Origin of the sequence: Lysobacter luteus (genome assembly GCF_907164845.1) — a bacterium.
GTDB classification, from domain to species: Bacteria; Pseudomonadota; Gammaproteobacteria; order Xanthomonadales; family Xanthomonadaceae; genus Novilysobacter; species Novilysobacter luteus.
Genome location: NZ_OU015430.1, coordinates 2,469,312 through 2,485,431, shown reverse-complemented (window position 1 = coordinate 2,485,431; position 16,120 = coordinate 2,469,312). Strand labels below are relative to the sequence as shown.

The 16,120-nt window shown below is 64.8% G+C and carries 14 protein-coding genes and 1 tRNA gene; 14 read left to right on the top strand and 1 reads right to left on the bottom strand.

The window, feature by feature from the left end:
* The first annotated feature begins 34 nt into the window (after positions 1–34).
* From rplM to maiA, 5 genes are all read left to right on the top strand, one after another.
* Complete coding sequence (rplM, locus tag KOD61_RS11655) at positions 35–463, top strand: 50S ribosomal protein L13 (protein ID WP_215218826.1); 429 nt, start codon at positions 35–37, stop codon at positions 461–463.
* A gap of 9 nt (positions 464–472) precedes the next feature.
* Positions 473–865, top strand: a complete 393-nt coding sequence (gene rpsI / locus KOD61_RS11650) for a 30S ribosomal protein S9 (protein ID WP_215218825.1) — start codon at positions 473–475, stop codon at positions 863–865.
* 36 nt (positions 866–901) lie between these two features.
* A tRNA-Gln gene (locus tag KOD61_RS11645) sits at positions 902–976 on the top strand.
* A 150-nt stretch (positions 977–1,126) separates the two neighbouring features.
* Positions 1,127–2,113, top strand: coding sequence for a fumarylacetoacetate hydrolase family protein (locus KOD61_RS11640; RefSeq protein ID WP_215218824.1), 987 nt, complete (start codon positions 1,127–1,129; stop codon positions 2,111–2,113).
* A gap of 96 nt (positions 2,114–2,209) precedes the next feature.
* Positions 2,210–2,875, top strand: coding sequence for a maleylacetoacetate isomerase (maiA, locus tag KOD61_RS11635; RefSeq protein WP_215218823.1), 666 nt, complete (start codon positions 2,210–2,212; stop codon positions 2,873–2,875).
* Between the two features lie 141 nt (positions 2,876–3,016).
* On the opposite strand, the gene KOD61_RS11630 is transcribed toward maiA, so the two are convergent.
* Entirely contained in the window at positions 3,017–4,126 is a 1,110-nt protein-coding gene (locus KOD61_RS11630; RefSeq protein ID WP_215218822.1) for a PilT/PilU family type 4a pilus ATPase, read from the bottom strand.
* Positions 4,127–4,217: 91 nt separating this feature from the next.
* Here KOD61_RS11630 and KOD61_RS11625 point away from each other — a divergent pair, with 91 nt between their 5' ends.
* The 9 genes from KOD61_RS11625 to KOD61_RS11585 all read left to right on the top strand — a co-directional run bounded on the left by KOD61_RS11625 (position 4,218) and on the right by KOD61_RS11585 (position 16,085).
* Complete coding sequence (locus KOD61_RS11625) at positions 4,218–4,592, top strand: DUF4398 domain-containing protein (RefSeq protein ID WP_215218821.1); 375 nt, start codon at positions 4,218–4,220, stop codon at positions 4,590–4,592.
* Complete coding sequence (locus KOD61_RS11620) at positions 4,589–5,188, top strand: hypothetical protein (protein ID WP_215218820.1); 600 nt, start codon at positions 4,589–4,591, stop codon at positions 5,186–5,188. The genes KOD61_RS11625 and KOD61_RS11620 overlap by 4 nt, the downstream gene beginning before the upstream one ends.
* Before the next feature lie 374 nt (positions 5,189–5,562).
* Positions 5,563–5,781 carry a YdcH family protein gene (locus tag KOD61_RS11615; protein ID WP_215218819.1) on the top strand — a complete coding sequence of 73 codons (219 nt, stop codon included), beginning with the start codon at positions 5,563–5,565 and terminating at the stop codon, positions 5,779–5,781.
* A 174-nt stretch (positions 5,782–5,955) separates the two neighbouring features.
* Positions 5,956–7,332 carry a pyridoxal-phosphate dependent enzyme gene (locus KOD61_RS11610; RefSeq protein WP_215218818.1) on the top strand — a complete coding sequence of 459 codons (1,377 nt, stop codon included), beginning with the start codon at positions 5,956–5,958 and terminating at the stop codon, positions 7,330–7,332.
* A gap of 126 nt (positions 7,333–7,458) precedes the next feature.
* Entirely contained in the window at positions 7,459–8,640 is a 1,182-nt protein-coding gene (locus KOD61_RS11605; RefSeq protein ID WP_215218817.1) for a cystathionine gamma-synthase, read from the top strand.
* 8 nt (positions 8,641–8,648) lie between these two features.
* Positions 8,649–9,434: an ABC transporter permease gene (locus KOD61_RS11600; RefSeq protein WP_251370589.1), complete on the top strand. Its 786-nt coding sequence runs from the start codon at positions 8,649–8,651 to the stop codon at positions 9,432–9,434.
* Positions 9,435–9,452: 18 nt separating this feature from the next.
* A complete protein-coding gene (locus KOD61_RS11595; RefSeq protein ID WP_215218815.1) occupies positions 9,453–10,772 on the top strand; it encodes an ABC transporter ATP-binding protein in 1,320 nt (439 codons plus the stop codon).
* Between the two features lie 50 nt (positions 10,773–10,822).
* Positions 10,823–13,681 (top strand): class I SAM-dependent methyltransferase, encoded by a 2,859-nt coding sequence (locus tag KOD61_RS11590; RefSeq protein ID WP_215218814.1) that lies wholly within the window; start codon positions 10,823–10,825, stop codon positions 13,679–13,681.
* A 124-nt stretch (positions 13,682–13,805) separates the two neighbouring features.
* Positions 13,806–16,085: a glycosyltransferase family 2 protein gene (locus KOD61_RS11585; RefSeq protein ID WP_215218813.1), complete on the top strand. Its 2,280-nt coding sequence runs from the start codon at positions 13,806–13,808 to the stop codon at positions 16,083–16,085.
* Positions 16,086–16,120 lie beyond the last annotated feature (35 nt).

The window sequence follows — 16,120 nt, the reverse complement described above, 5'->3', positions numbered from 1 at the left end:
ATCAGCCCGACCAGGTACCCATAGAAGACCAGTCATGAAGACATTCACCGCCAAGAACGAGACCGTCCAGCGTGACTGGTACCTCGTCGACGCCACCGGCAAGACCCTCGGCCGCCTCGCCGCCGAGCTCGCCCACCGCCTCCGCGGCAAGCACAAGCCGGTCTACACCCCGCACGTCGACACCGGCGATTACCTGGTGGTGATCAACGCCGAGAAGATTGCCGTCACCGGCAACAAGCTCGCCGACAAGAAGTACCACCGCTTCACCGGCTACATCGGCAACCTCAAGACCGAGACCCTGGGCCAGGCGCTTGAGCGCCACCCGGAGCGCGTCATCGAGATCGCGGTCAAGGGCATGCTGCCGAAGAACCCGCTCGGCCGCGCGATGTACCGCAAGCTCAAGGTCTACGCCGGCGCCGAGCATCCGCACGCCGCCCAGCAGCCGCAGCCGCTCGACATCTAAGGTACCGACATGGCAATCCAGCAGAATTACGGCACCGGCCGCCGCAAGTCCTCCACCGCCCGCGTCTACCTGCGCAAGGGCGATGGCAAGATCACCATCAACCAGCGCTCGATCGACGAGTTCTTCGGCCGCGAGACCGCGCGCATGATCGTGCGCCAGCCGCTCGAGCTGACCCAGTCGACCGACAAGTTCGACGTCAACGTCACCGTTGCCGGCGGCGGCACCACCGGCCAGGCCGGTGCGATCCGCCTGGGCATCGCCCGCGCGCTGGTCGAGTATGACGACACGCTGAAGTCCGAGCTGCGCAAGGCCGGCTTCATGACCCGCGACGCCCGCGAAGTCGAGCGCAAGAAGGTCGGCCTGCACAAGGCGCGTCGTGCAACCCAGTTCTCGAAGCGCTAAAATACGCCTCGACACCGGGTCACAACCGAGTTCCACAGCCCCGTCGCCAAGCGGTAAGGCACCTGACTCTGACTCAGGCATTCGGTGGTTCGAATCCATCCGGGGCTGCCAGATACGCAAGAAACCCGCCTTCATGGCGGGTTTTTTGTTGCCTGCCGCCCGGCGTGCCGTCCCGGCACGGGGCATGGCGTCGCCGGGTCGAGCCGTTACAATTGAAACCATTGCGCGGCTCGCGCGCCCGATGACGGAAGGACTGCACCGATGAAGCTTGGTTCACTCAAGGAAGGCGGCCGCGACGGCACCCTGATCGTGGTCACGCGCGACCTCACTCGTGCGGTGCGCGCCACCGGCATTGCCGACACCCTGCAGCGCGCGCTGGAGGACTGGTCGAACATCGCGCCCCGCCTCAATGCGCTGTCCGAGCGCCTCAACGCCGGCGAAGCCGACGGTGCCTTCGATGTCGATCCAATCGCGCTCGCCGCGCCGCTGCCGCGCGCCTACGAGTTCGTCGACGGCAGCGCCTACCTGCCGCACGTCGAGCGCGTCCGCCGTGCCCGCGGCGCCGAGGTCCCCGAGAGCTTCTACACCGATCCGCTGATGTACCAGGCGGTCAGCGCCGGCTTCTACGGCCCGCGCGACCCGGTCCGCGTGCCGAGCGAGGACTACGGAATCGACCTGGAGGCCGAGCTGGTCGTCGTGACCGACGACGTCCCGATGGCGGTCACTCCCGAGCAGGCCGCCGGCCACATCCAGCTGGTGGGGCTGGTCAACGACGTCTCGCTGCGCGGGTTGATCCCGGGTGAGCTGGCCAAGGGCTTCGGCTTCCTGCAGTCCAAGCCGCGTTCGGCCCTGAGCCCGGTGTTCGTGACCCCGGACGAACTCGGCGATGCTTGGCGCGACAGCAAGGTGCACCTGCCGATGCTGACGCATATCAACGGCAAGTGGTTCGGCGCACCGGAGGCCGGCGTCGACATGCAGTTCAACTTCGCCCAGCTGGTGGCCCACGCGGCCCGGACGCGCCCGCTGTCGGCCGGCGCGATCGTCGGCTCGGGCACCATTGCCAACGAGGACACGACCCTCGGTGCCTCGTGCTTCGCCGAGCAGCGCACGGTCGAGACCTTGCGCGACGGCAAGCCCTCGACGCCTTTCATGCGCTTTGGCGACGTGGTCCGCATCGAAATGCTTGATGCCAACGGCAACAGCATCTTCGGCGCGATCGAGCAGCGCATCGAACGCCACGACAGCTGACCGGCGGCAATGCCGCGCCGGCGGACGGCCGTCCGCTGGCGCAGGCGCCGTATTACCGTTGCGCGGGGGGCGCAGATGACAGAGGAACGGTCGCGCATGGCGGACCAATTGCAGCTGTATTCGTACTGGCGATCGAGTGCCGCCTACCGCGTGCGTATCGGGTTGAACCTCAAGGGCCTGGCCTACGAGACGTTGCCGGTGCACCTGGTACGGGACGGCGGCGAACAGCACGCCGAGGAATACCGCGCGCTCAACCCGCAGGAACTGGTGCCGGTGCTCAAGCACGGCGACCGTGTGCTGCGCCAGTCGGTGGCGATCCTCGAGTACCTCGACGAGACCTGGCCGGAGCCGGCACTGTTGCCGGTGACGAGCCGCGACCGCCAGCGCGTGCGCGCGATCGCGCAGATGGTGGCGTGCGACATCCATCCGCTCAACAACCTGCGCGTGCTGCAGTACTTCGACCGCGAATGGAACGTCCCCCAGCCCGAGCGCGACGAGTGGGTACGGCACTGGGTGGCAGGCGGCTTCGCGGCGGTCGAGGCGGTGCTGAACGACCACCCGTCCACCGGCGATTTCTGCGAAGGCAATACGCCCGGACTGGCCGACTGCTGCCTGGTCCCGCAGGTCTACAACGCGCGCCGTTTCGGCGTCGACATGACGCCGTACCCGACGATCGAGCGGATCGAACGCGCCTGCCTCGCGCTGCGCGCCTTCGACACCGCGCGGCCGGAGAAGCAGCCGGACGCGCCCCAGCCGAACTGAAGGGCGCGGCCAGAGGCGGCATCGCAGGCATTTGTAGGAGCGACGTAAGTCGCGACCCACTGACGCACGCCATCGCTGTGATTGCGCGGATCTGACGATCCGCGGTCGCGACTCACGTCGCTCCTACAGGTGGCCAGCCGGCTACTGGTTTGGCGAAAACACGTCGGCGTAGGGGTCGTGCTCGGCGCCGGCGCCTTCCGACAGCCGAAACTTCAGCGCCAGGCCCTCGCGCGAGTCCGCCGCGCGCAGCGCTTCCTCGATCTCGATCCGGCCTTCCTTCGCCAACCGGAACAGGCACTGGTCGAAGGTCTCGACGCCTTCTTCCAGCGACTCCTCCATCGCGTGCTTGATCTCGTGCACCTGCCCGCGCCGCATCAGGTCGCGGATGTGCGGGGTGTTGATCAGCACTTCCGACGCCGGCAGCCGGCGACCGTCGGTGCCGATCACCAAGCGCTGGCTGATCACCGCCTTCAGGTTAAGCGCGAGGTTCATCAGCACGTTCTTGTGCGCGGCCTCGGGGAAGAAGTTGAGGATGCGCTCGAGCGTCTGATCGGCGTTGTTGGAGTGCAGGGTCGCCAGGCACAGGTGGCCCGTCTCGGCGAACGCGATCGCGGCCTCCATCGTGGTCTGGTCGAGGATCTCGCCGATCAGGATCACGTCCGGCGCCTCGCGCATCGCGTTCTTGAGGGCGTTGTGGAAGGCGTGGGTGTCGAGACCGACCTCGCGCTGGTTGACCAGCGAGCGCTTGTGCCGGTGCAGGTATTCGATCGGGTCCTCGATGGTGAGGATGTGGCCCGACATGTTCGAGTTGCGGTAGTCGATCATCGACGCCAGCGTGGTCGACTTGCCCGAGCCGGTGGAACCGACGATGAGCACCAGCCCGCGCGGCTCCATGATGATGTTCTTGAGCACCTGCGGCAGCTGCAGCTCCTCGATCGACGGGATCACGCTGCGGATCGCGCGGATCACCATGCCGACCTCGCCGCGCTGCTTGAACACGTTGACGCGGAAGCGCCCGGCCTCCGGCAGCGCATAGGCCATGTTCAGCTCCAGTTCGCGCTCGAACTGCGGAACTTGGCCCTCGTCCATCAACGAATACGCGATCTTCTTGACCATGCCGGGCGGCAGGCCGGTATTGCCGAGCGGATGCAACCGCCCCTCGATCTTGATGTAGACCGGCGCGCCGGTGGACAGGAACATGTCCGACGCGTTCTTCTCCGTCATCAGCTTCAGGAAATAGCCGATGTCCATGCATCCACCTCTCGTTAGCGACGGCCACCCGTTGCAAGCACGGCACCGGCCTGACCACAATGCCCGGGCGACAGACCGCCACGGAACCCCCATGCACGCCAGCTTCGCACAAATCCGTTATCTGCTTGTGGGCGCAGTTCTCGCTTGCGCGCTTGCCGCGTGCGCGACCCTGCCGCCGCCGACATCCGAGATCAACGCCGCCGAACAGGCCGTCGTGCGGGCAACCGGTGCGGACGCCGACCAGTACGCCGCCGACCAGGTCGAGCTCGCCCGCGACGGCCTCGCCCGCGCCCAGGCGGCGATGGCGGAAGGCCGCCACGACGACGCCCGCCGACTGGCCGCGGCCGCCCACGCCGACGCCGATCTGGCCCACGCGCTGAGCCGCCAGGCACTCGCGGAAGCCGAGCTCGCCCAGCGCAAGGCCGAGGTGGACCAACTGCAGCGCCGCCTGGGAGGTGGTCGATGAACCGCATGCCGAAGATCCTCCCCGCCGCGGCGCTGGTGGCCGTGTTGCTGGTCGCGCCGGCGCGCGCCCAGGAGTCCGATGCGGTGGTGACCCAGCTCAACCAGCAACTGGTCGCGCTCGATGCCAACCCCGACACCGCGACCCTCGCCGCGTATGAGCGACTGCAGGCCCGGCAGGCACTGGAAACGCTGGCCAACGCACGCAGCAGCCAGTACGACGTGGCCCGCTACGTGGCCGAGCGCCGCGTGCAGGTGGCCGAGGTCGCTGCACGCACCGAGGCGATGCACCGCCAGATCGACCGTCTCGAGCGCACCCGCAGCGAACTGATCGTCGAGGCCAGCCGGCGCGACGCCGCCGAGGCACGCGCCGAGGCCGAACGCCTGCGGATCCAGGCCCGGATCCAGGCCGAAGAGGCCGCCCGCCTGCGCGCGCAGGCCACCAATAGCGCCGAGGCCATGGAGGACATCGAATCCGCCCTCAAGGACATCGGTGGCGCCGAGGCGGCCCGCCTCAAGGCCGCGCGGGCCCGCGAAGCCGAACTGGCACGTCAGGAAGCCGAACTGCTGCGTCAAGCCGAAGAAGCTTCGGACGATTGAGTTGTAAAAAACGCGTTATTCATCAGTGAGTTAGGGAGATGACCCTCGCTGCGCAACGCTTGGCTGCGGATGAATGCGGCGCCCGTCACGAACCGGCCGATCCGGCCCTTGCCGCCCCCCGAATCCGGGAGTAGGGTCGGTTTACCAAGCGGACATTTCCGCTTGGCGAAGAGCCAGGCCGACATGCAGACACCCGTTTCGCGAGATGCAGCCGAGCAGGATTCCGCCACCGAACCGGTGACCGACCTGCCGGGGGCGGGTGGGGCCGGAGTGATCCGCCCTGACACGGTCCGTCCCCTGGCACCGCATGAATCACCCCGCAACGCCTCGACCGTCCGGTCGGGGCGTTTGCATTCGTGCTGAAGGAGGCTTTCATGTTCGAAGAACAACCGCAGCCGGAAATCGAAGCGCTGATCAAGGCCAACCCCGAGTTCAAGCAGCTCTACCAGCACCATCAGCGACTCGACAAGAAGGTCATGGACGCCGAGCTGGGCGTGCTGCCGATCGACGACACCACGCTGGCGCGCATGAAGCGCGAAAAACTGGCCGCCAAGGACCGCCTGGTCCGTATGTACGACACGCAGCACCACTGAGGTTCGCCGCGGGCGGTGGTGGCCTCCTCGTCGGCCACCACCGCCCGCCCTTGGGGGCCTCATCACCCGCCGGCATCGGCGGCGCACCGCGTGCCGGGCCGCCCGGTGCGGACCGACCATCCCGTAGAATCCCCGGACTGCCGCGGTTTGCCGGCGCCAGCGCGTCCCGTCCGAATGCCCATCCATGCCTCCGTCCTCGACCTGATCGGCAACACGCCGGTCGTGAAGGCCCAGCACCTCGACACCGGCCCCTGCGAGCTGTACTTCAAGCTTGAATCGCAGAACCCCGGCGGCTCGATCAAGGACCGGATCGGCCTGAAGATGATCGAGGCGGCCGAGGCGCGCGGCGACATCAAGCCCGGCGACACCCTGGTGGAGGGCACCGCCGGCAACACCGGCCTGGGCCTCGCACTGGTCGCCCAGCAGAAGGGCTACAAACTCGTGCTCGTCGTCCCGGACAAGATGAGCCGGGAGAAGATCTTCAACCTCAAGGCGATGGGCGCGCAGGTCGTGCTGACCCGCTCCGACGTCGCCAAGGGCCACCCCGACTACTATCAGGACCTCGCCGAGCGGCTCGCTCGCGAGACCCCGGGCGCGTACTTCATCAACCAGTTCGGCAACCCCGACAACCCGGCCGCGCATGAACACGGCACCGGGCCCGAGATCCTGGCGCAGATGGCCGAGGTCGGTGGCCTCGACGCGATCGTCTTCGGCTGCGGCAGCTCCGGCACCATGACCGGCCTGTCGCGCCATTTCGCCACCCACTCGCCGCACACCGAACTGATCCTGGCCGACCCGGTCGGCTCGATCCTCGAGGACTACATCAACCGCGGCGAGCTGGTCGAGAAGTCCGCCAGCTGGATGGTCGAGGGCATCGGCGAGGACTTCCTGCCGCCGATCTCGGACTTCACGCGGGTCAAGAAGGCCTACGCCATCTCCGACAAGGAGAGCTTCCTGACCGCGCGCGAGCTGCTGGAGAAGGAAGGCATCCTGGGCGGGTCGTCCACCGGCACCCAGCTGGCCGCCGCGCTGCGCTACTGCCGCGAGCAGACCGAGCCCAAGAAGGTGCTGGTGCTGGTGTGTGACACCGGTAACAAGTACCTGTCGAAGATGTACAACGACTACTGGATGCTCGACAACGGCTTCATCGAGCGCGAGCAGCACGGCGACCTGCGCGACCTGATCCTGCGCCCGTTCTCCCAGCGCGACACCGTCGTGGTCGGCCCGAAGGACCTGCTGGTCACCGCCTACCAGCGCATGAAGCTGTACGACGTCAGCCAGCTGCCGGTGATGGAAGGCGACCAGCTGGTCGGCATCGTCGACGAGTCCGACGTGCTGCTCCACGTCTACGGCGACGAAGCCCGGTTCCGCGACCCGGTCTCGACCGCGATGGTCAGCAAGCTCGACAAGATCGACGTCGGCCAGCCGATCGAGTCGCTGCTGCCCGTGTTCGACCGCGGCCACGTGGCGATCATCGCCGACGGGGAGAAGTTCCTCGGGCTGATCACGCGGATCGACCTGCTGAACTATTTGAGGCGGCGGGTGGAGTGAGCCGGACCCCGCCTAGCAGCGGCTTCAGCGCTCATCCGACACCCGGCACACCCTGAACCCTCACGACCGCCACACACCGGCTGCTAAACTTCGCGGTCGCCTCGCCGCGGTAACGGAGCGTCATCCATGACTTCGCAAGACAACAGCGGATCCAGCCGCAAGCACGCGCTGGGCACCCTCGCCATCCACGCCGGCCAGTCCCCCGACCCCAGCACCGGCGCGGTGATGACGCCGATCTACCAGACCTCGACCTACGTCCAGTCGAGCCCGGGCGTCCATCAGGGATTCGAGTACACCCGCAGCCACAATCCGACCCGCTTCGCCTACGAGCGTTGCGTCGCCGCCCTTGAAGGCGGCAGCCGCGGTTACGCCTTCGCCTCGGGCATGGCCGCGACCTCGACGATCCTTGAGCTGCTCGACAGCGGCAGCCACGTGATCGCCATGGACGACGTCTATGGCGGCACCTACCGCCTGTTCGAGCGCGTCCGCCGCCGTACCGCGGGGCTGGACTTCAGCTGGGTCGACCTGGCGGACGCGGCCGCATTCGAGGCGGCCATCCGGCCCGAGACCAAGATGGTCTGGATCGAGACGCCGACCAATCCGCTGCTGAAGCTGGTGGACATCGCGCAGATTGCCGCGATCGCCCGCAAACGCGGCCTGATCGTGGTGGTCGACAACACCTTCTCCTCGCCGATCCTGCAGCGTCCGATCGAGCACGGCGCCCACATCGTCATGCACTCGGCGACCAAGTACCTCAATGGTCACTCGGACATGGTCGGTGGCATGGTCGTGGTCGGCGACGACGCGGAACTGGCCGAGCAGATGGCGTTCCTGCAGAACTCGGTCGGCGGCGTACAGGGCCCCTTCGACAGCTTCCTCGCCCTGCGTGGCCTGAAAACCCTGCACCTGCGCATGAAGGCGCATTGCGACAACGCGCAGGCGCTGGCCGAATGGCTGGAAACGCACCCCGCCATCGAGAAAGTGATCTACCCCGGACTCAAGTCGCACCCGCAGCATGAATTGGCGAAGCGCCAGATGGACGGGTTCGGGGGCATGGTCTCGATCGTGCTCAAGGGTGGCCTGGAGGCGTCGACGCGGTTCTGCGAGCGGACCGAACTGTTCGCGCTGGCGGAGTCACTCGGAGGCGTGGAGAGTCTGGTGAACCATCCGGCGATCATGACGCATGCGTCGGTGCCGGCGGAGCGGCGGGCGGAGCTGGGGTTGTCGGATGCGCTGGTGCGGTTGAGTGTGGGGGTGGAAGGCATTTTCGATCAGCGCGCGGATTTAGAGCGCTCGCTTGAAGCATGACTGAAATAATGTCCATCTTCGGCAAACACGGTAACCTGCTCTGGGAGCTCGTCCGGCGGGATGTCCTCGGTCGATACCGCGGCGCAAGTTTTGGAATCTTCTGGTCGCTTCTGAGCCCGTTCCTGATGCTGGTCGTCTATACGCTCGCATTCGGCTACATCCTGAAGTCGCGGTGGCCTGGCGCAACCGACAATATGGCCGACTTCGCCATGCTGCTGTTTATCGGGCTGATCGTGCATGGTTTTTTTGCCGAATGTCTGACTCGGTCGCCAAGCCTCATCGTCTCCAGTCCCAACCTCGTCAAGAAGATCGTGTTTCCACTCGAGCTGATGCCTGTGGTAGTCACACTCTCGGCGCTGTTCCACGCGTGCATGAATATTTTGGTGTTTCTGGTTATCAATTACCTGTTGCGCGAGGAGTTGCCGTGGGGTGCACTCCTCTTGCCTGCCGTGCTTCTGCCGTTGTCGATTGGTGTGCTCGGCATGGGCTGGCTACTATCTTCGCTCGGCGTCTACTTGCGTGACATTAGTCAGGTCGCAGGCGTCCTGGCTACGGCAATGCTCTTCCTCTCCTCGGCCATCGTACCGGTAGAGACGCTGCCGCCCCAATTTCAGATCGTGTTCAAGCTCAATCCTCTGACTTTCATCATCGATCAGGCCCGCGAGCTTTTGTTCTGGGGGCGTGCGCCGGATTGGCTGGGTCTTTCGCTGTATGCGCTCGGGGCGAGCCTGTTTGCGGCCTTCGGCTATGTGGTGTTCCAAAAGACCCGCAGAGGATTTGCCGATGTCATCTGAAACTCCGGATGTCGGCGTATGAGCGGCGAGTACATCGTGAGCGCGGAGGCTTTGGGCAAATGCTATCGGGTCTATTCGAAGCCCGTGCATCGGTTGCTCCAAGGGCTTGTGGATGTCGAAAGCAAGCGCTACTTCACTGAATTCTGGGCGCTGAGGGGAATCGATCTTCAGGTTCGTCCGGGTGAGACGGTTGGGGTCGTCGGTCGTAACGGTTCGGGCAAGTCGACATTGCTGCAGCTGCTTGCTGGAACGTTGACGCCGACAGAAGGGCGGATCGATGTGCAAGGGCGGGTCGCTGCCCTGCTGGAACTCGGAAGCGGTTTCAATCCTGAATTTTCCGGCCGCGAGAATGTATATCTGAATGCCGCGGTACTTGGTTTGGAGAGGCGCGAGATCGATTCGAAGCTCGATGCCATTCTCGCTTTCGCTGACATCGGCGCGTTCATCGATCAGCCTATCCGTAATTATTCGAGCGGAATGGTCGTCCGCTTGGCATTCGCGGTTCAGGCCCAGGTCGATCCTCAGCTGTTAATTGTGGACGAGGCACTGGCCGTCGGAGATGCCAAGTTCCAGGCGAAGTGTTTTGCACGACTCAAGCAGCTCAAGGATTCGGGTACAGCGATTCTGCTGGTGAGCCATTCGGCGGACCAGATCGTTCAGCACTGCGATCGCGCCCACCTGCTCGATGGTGGACGCCAGATGCTGGTCGGAAAGCCGAAAGACGTTGTGAACCACTATTACGATGTGCTGTTCGGCGTCGACAAGGAAGAGGCGGAGCCTTCTGCTGTCGCCGAGGTCGCCCAGTCTCACGAGGTAAGCGATGCTCGATCCACTTTGATTCCCGGTGATGACGCGGGATTCGAGGCACGCGCGAACTACAACCCGAACGAGTTCCGCTGGGGTGACAAAGCCGCGCGAATCGTTGACTTCGAGCTGAGCGCCGCGGGGCGGTCTTACCCCACAATGGTGGAGTCGGGAACGACAGCCATGCTGACCTTGCGCGTGGCATTCGATCGAGAGGTCGTCCGGCCGATCCTCGGGGTGACCGTCAAGACTGCGGAAGGCGTGGTTGTCTATGGCAGCAATACCGAATACAAGCCGCTGCCGGGCTGGGCGCAGAGCGGCACGCGGGGGAGCGTCGTCGATGTGCGCATCTGTTTCGATCTTCGCCTGGCCGACGGTGACTATTTCATCTCGGTCGGCATCGCCAGCCGCAATGAGCATAGCGTGGTGCCCCACGACCGGCGCTATGACAGCATTCACGTGAAGGTGGGTAATGCCGACTTCTTTGGCATGGCTGATCTCGGGCTTGCCATGGTGGACGCATCCAGCCCGTGATCTTGAGCGCGCTCCGCGCGCAGGTGATTGACAGCATGACGGCGAGCCGCATGAGCGACATGCAAAGACAGCTTGTTGAAAGCGGCTATACGCCGTTGGATGATCGTGTGTGGGGGCGTATCGGATTCGCCGGAATCGCGTACAGCGACGGCGATGCATCCGAGGACGGGTTACTGCTTACGCTGCGCTGCGCAGGCGATGTCAGCGTTTTCTCGCCCGAGTTGCGGTCGGCCTGCGTGGACTGGCCGAGCTTCTATCATCTGTCTAGTGAGCGCGCCAACCTCCTGCGCCCCTTTTCGACGGAATTCTCCGCGACGACTCGGGTACTCGAAATTGGAGCAGGCTGTGGTGCGGTGACGCGCTTTCTCGGCGAGACAGGTGCGCAGGTGCTTGCGCTTGAGGGGTCGCGACGACGGGCGATCATCGCCAGGGAGCGTACGCGCGATCTGGGCAACGTCGAAGTGGTCGCCGAGCGTTTTCAGGAGTTCGCGCCCGACGCGCGTTTTGATGTCATCACGCTGATCGGGGTGCTGGAGTACGCCAACGTATTCTCCGACGCGCCGCAGGCGGCGCTGGACATGCTGGACAAGGTGCGCGCGATGCTCGCACCGGGCGGTTGTCTATTCCTCGCTATCGAGAACAGGTTTGGATTGAAGTATCTCGCTGGCGCACCGGAGGATCATCTGGGCAAGCCGATGGTGGGGGTGGAGGGGGGCTACTCGCGTGGCGGCGTGCGTACGTACGGCCGGGCTGAACTGGACGCGCTGCTAGCGCGTGCTGGATTCGGACAGCGCGCGTTCCACGTCCCCCTGCCCGATTACAAGACGCCAGTGAGCATCATCGCGCCGGCGGGCCTGCAGGCCGATCCGCAGGAGTTCGACGCAGGAACGTTGGCCGCGCAAGCGGTCCGACGCGACCACCAGCTCGGCGCCACCACATTCAATCTACAGCGGGCATGGACCGGGATCGGTGAGAACGGCCTTATGCTTGATCTGGGCAACTCCTTTCTGGTGCGAGCAGTCGTCACGGGCGACGCGGAGGGGGTCGAGGGGCCGCTTGCGTGGCACTACAGCACGCAACGGAGCGGTGAGTTCGCACGCGAGAGCCGTTTCGTACGGGATGGAAGTGGGCAACTCGTCGTGCGGTCGAGGGCCCTGGGCTCGGTGTCATGCGCCGCGGACGATGTCGTCATGCGGGTGGCAGATGAGCAGCCTTATCTTTGTGGCACTTTGTTCGTCGAGCGGTTCCGGACCGTTCTGACGAAGCCTGGCTGGACCATCGACGAGCTGGCGGAGGTTGGCGCCGATTATCTGAATGCGATCCGAGGCGCCCTGGTAGAGGATGGAATCGAGATCACACTCGACGATCCGACGCAGATCCTCCCCGACCACTATATCGATGCGACACCGTTCAATCTGATCAGTGTGCCGGAAGGGCGGCCGGTCTACTTCGATCGCGAATGGGCGGTGCCGAGTCCGAGTCTGGGCTGGCTGACTCTACGCAGCGTGCTGTTCACGTATGCCGGAACGACGGCCGCACCGATGCAGGCCGTCGACGGCGTCGAGCGGGTGGGCGGTCTCGTACGCGCGGTGCTCGAGCGTCTGTATCCAGGTGATCGGCTGGAGTGGCTGGAGGCGCAGCTGCTTCGCGAAGCCCGCTTCCAGTCCGTCGTCACGGGCGTTGAGCAGGGGGAGCGGTTGCGTGAGGCGCTCGATATCCCGTTGCCGACGGATGCATCAGTCGACAACGGGAGCGGGTACGACAGTGCAGCGCTCTTCGCGCAAGTCGATCGGGTCTCGCAGAGCCTGCATGCGGGCGTGGCACACGTGGGAGATCGCGTGGGCAGCGTGTTGGAACAGCAGGATGCGATGTCGCAGAGCCTGCATGCAGTCGTGGGTCACGTGGGCGATCGCGTGGGCAGCGTGTTGGAACTGCAGGACGCGACGTCGCAGAGCTTGCATACAGTCGTGGGTCACGTGGGCGATCGCGTGGGCAGCGTGTTGGAACAGCAGGACGCAACGTCGCAGAGCTTGCATGCGGGCGTGGCGCACGTGGGCGATCGTCTGGGCAGTGTGCTGGAACAGCAGGACGCGATGTCGCAGAGCCTGCATGCAGTCGTGGGTCACGTGGGCGACCGCGTGGGCAGCGTGTTGGAACAGCAGGACGCGACGTCGCAGAGCTTGCATGCGGGCGTGGCGCACGTGGGCGATCGTCTGGGCAGTGTGCTGGAACAGCAGGACGCGATGTCGCAGAGCCTGCATGCAGTCGTGGGTCACGTGGGCGACCGCGTGGGCAGCGTGTTGGAACAGCAGGACGCAACGTCTCAGAGCTTGCATGCGGGAGTGGCGCACGTGGGCGATCGCGTGGGCAGTGTGCTGGAACAGCAGGACGCGATGTCGCAGAGCCTGCATGCAGTCATGGGTCACGTGGGCGATCGCGTGGGCAGTGTGTTGGAACAGCAGGACGCCATGTCGCAGGGCCTGCACGCGATCGCACAGGGGATCGCGGCGGACCTGCATGTCCTAGGTTCCGACGCAGCACTGTCCAGACACAAGCTCGATGGGCTGCTCGAGCAACTCGATGCTGTGTCACAGAGTTTGCATGCTGTCTCCGGATCCATGCAGGTGGAAATCGGACGCGTTCATGGGGATGTCGCCCTTGCCAACGAACGCGCCGACGAACTCTTGAAGCAGTTGGATGCGGTGTCGCAGAGCCTGCATGCCGTAATGGCGCAGCTCGGCGCCGGTATGAGTGCGCACGACCGCAGCATCCAGGCGCTTGTGCAAAACCAGCAAGCGACGCAGGCTGCGCTTGATGCGATGACTGCCGACCTTGCGCAGCTCCAGCGTCGATCCTTTGCTGGCACCCTCGGAAGGGTGTCTGGCTGGTTCCGCCGCGGCCGTATATGACCGTGCCCGGACCCGCATCCCTTTATGAAACACATGCACCCGCGGATCCTGTTGCATGGCCGGGGCATGCCCGAGCGCGCCCGATAGCGGATGACCTTTTTGCATGGGACCGGAAGACTGGAAGATGAAACATATTGAAGGAACGATTGACCCCATCCTGACACCGCTCCAGCAACTGCAGGCGGCAGGGAAAACGGAACACGGGTTTCCGCTCTGGAGGGCGACCGGCGACGATCCGGCATTCCTGTGTCGGATCGACCCCATTCCTGGAGGCTGGTACCAGCTGGATCTGCGTGTCGACGTCGTCTCGGGTCGACTGTCCACGCCGTGCCTTTACGTCGATTACGGCCAGGGATTCAGTGAGGCGGGCAAGATTGAGTTCGCGGTCGACGTCGGTGCGGGCGGACGCTTCGACGGCAATATGGTCGTCATGTTTCCGGCGCCAGTCGTGGCCTTGCGTTTCGATCCAACCATCATGAAGGCCAAACTCGGCCTGCCCAACCCGCGTTTGCATCGCCTCGGCCGCGTTGAGGCGGCGAGGCGGCTCGTCGCAGACGGGCTTCGCGCCCGAACCGGATTTCAGGCCAGGATGCGGTTTGTCCTTGAGATTCTGCGCCGAGGAGTCTCGGGCGGCAGGCGGGCGCTCGGCGACTTCCTCTATGCCTCATCGCGCGTGCATCACCACCGCAGCATGGACCCATTGGATTACGGACGGTGGCTCGACACGTATGGCAGCCTGCCTGGCGCAACTGAGACCAGTGGGAGCGAGACCGGTACCGCTGGCCCTCTCGTCAGCGTCGTCATGCCCACCTACAACACGCCGGAGCGCTGGTTGAGACGCTGCATCGAGAGCGTGCGGGAGCAGACCTACACGAACTGGGAACTGTGCATCGCCGACGACGCCTCGCCGCAGCCGCACGTCGCGCGGATTCTCGACGAGTACGCGCGGCTGGATCCGCGCGTCCGTTACGTTGTGCGCGACACCAACGGCCATATCTCGCACGCGTCGAACACCGCGCTCGACATAGCGAGGGGCGAATACATCGCATTGCTCGACCACGATGACGAGCTGCATCCGCGTGCCCTGCAGGAAATGATGTCAGGCTTCGCGGCGCATCCGCGTTGGCGCATGGCTTACAGCGACGAGGACAAGATCGACGACCAGGGCATGCGCTTCGATCCCTATTTCAAGCCCGACTGGAATCACGATCTGCTGCTGTCGCACAACTGCGTCAGCCATTTCGGTGTCTACGAGCGGGCACTGGTCGAGTCCGTGGGGCGGTTCCGCGGCGGATTCGAGGGTAGCCAGGACTGGGATCTCGCATTGCGCTGCATCGAGCAGCTCGACTCCGACCAGATCGGCCACGTGCCCCATGTGCTCTATCACTGGCGCGCCATCCCCGGTTCGACCGCGCTGGCGCCTGGCGAAAAGAACTACGCCCACTTGGCTGCGATGAAGAGCCTGCAGTCGCATCTCGAACGGGTCGGTCGCGATGCGGAGGTTATGGAGATTCCCCGGCATCCGGGCAACTATCGTATCCGCAACGCACTGCCCGCGCAGCCGCCGAAGGTATCCGTTGTCATCGCGACACGCGACCGCTCGGAACTGCTGTCCATGGCCGTGCGCGGCATACTGCAAGACACCGACTACCCCGACTTAGAAGTGGTGATCGTCGACAACGGTTCCGTCGAGCGGAGAACGCTCGACTATCTGGCGCGGATGACTCAGGACAGTCGTGTGCGCGTCATCAGGCACGGTGCGCCCTTCAATTATTCCGAGCTCAACAACCTGGGCGTGAAACACGCGAGCGGCGAAGTGATTTGCCTGCTCAACAATGACATTGAGGTGACCTCGCCCGACTGGCTGAAGGAAATGGTCTCGCAGGCTCTGCGGCCAGACATCGGTGCGGTGGGCGCGATGCTGTATTTCCCCGACGGCACGATCCAGCACGCGGGCATCGTGCTTGGCTTCAACGGCGTCGCCGTCAGCGCATATGGCGGGCGGCCGAAGGGCTGGTTCGGGCACATGTTCCGCGCGCGGTTGCTGCAGAACTATTCGGCCGTCACTGCTGCGTGCATGGTGTTGCGCAAGTCGCTCTACGAGGATGTGGGCGGCCTGGACGAAGGTCTGGCGGTCGCTTACAACGACGTCGATCTCTGCCTTCGGATCCATGCCCGGGGCTATCGGAATCTCTGGACGCCGTATTCGGAGCTGGTCCATCACGAGTCCGCTTCGCGCGGGCCGGATGATGTCCCCGAGAGGCGCGAACGGTTCCTCCATGAGGTCAATATCATGAAAGAGCGCTGGCCGCGAATAATCGCGCGGGATCCAGCGTACAGCCCGAACCTGGCCATCGTGGGAGACACCTTTGACTACGCGTTCCCTCCCCGTCATAAGGATTGAGGCCTTGCTAAAGCAGTCATTGCGTCCGCGGCTAC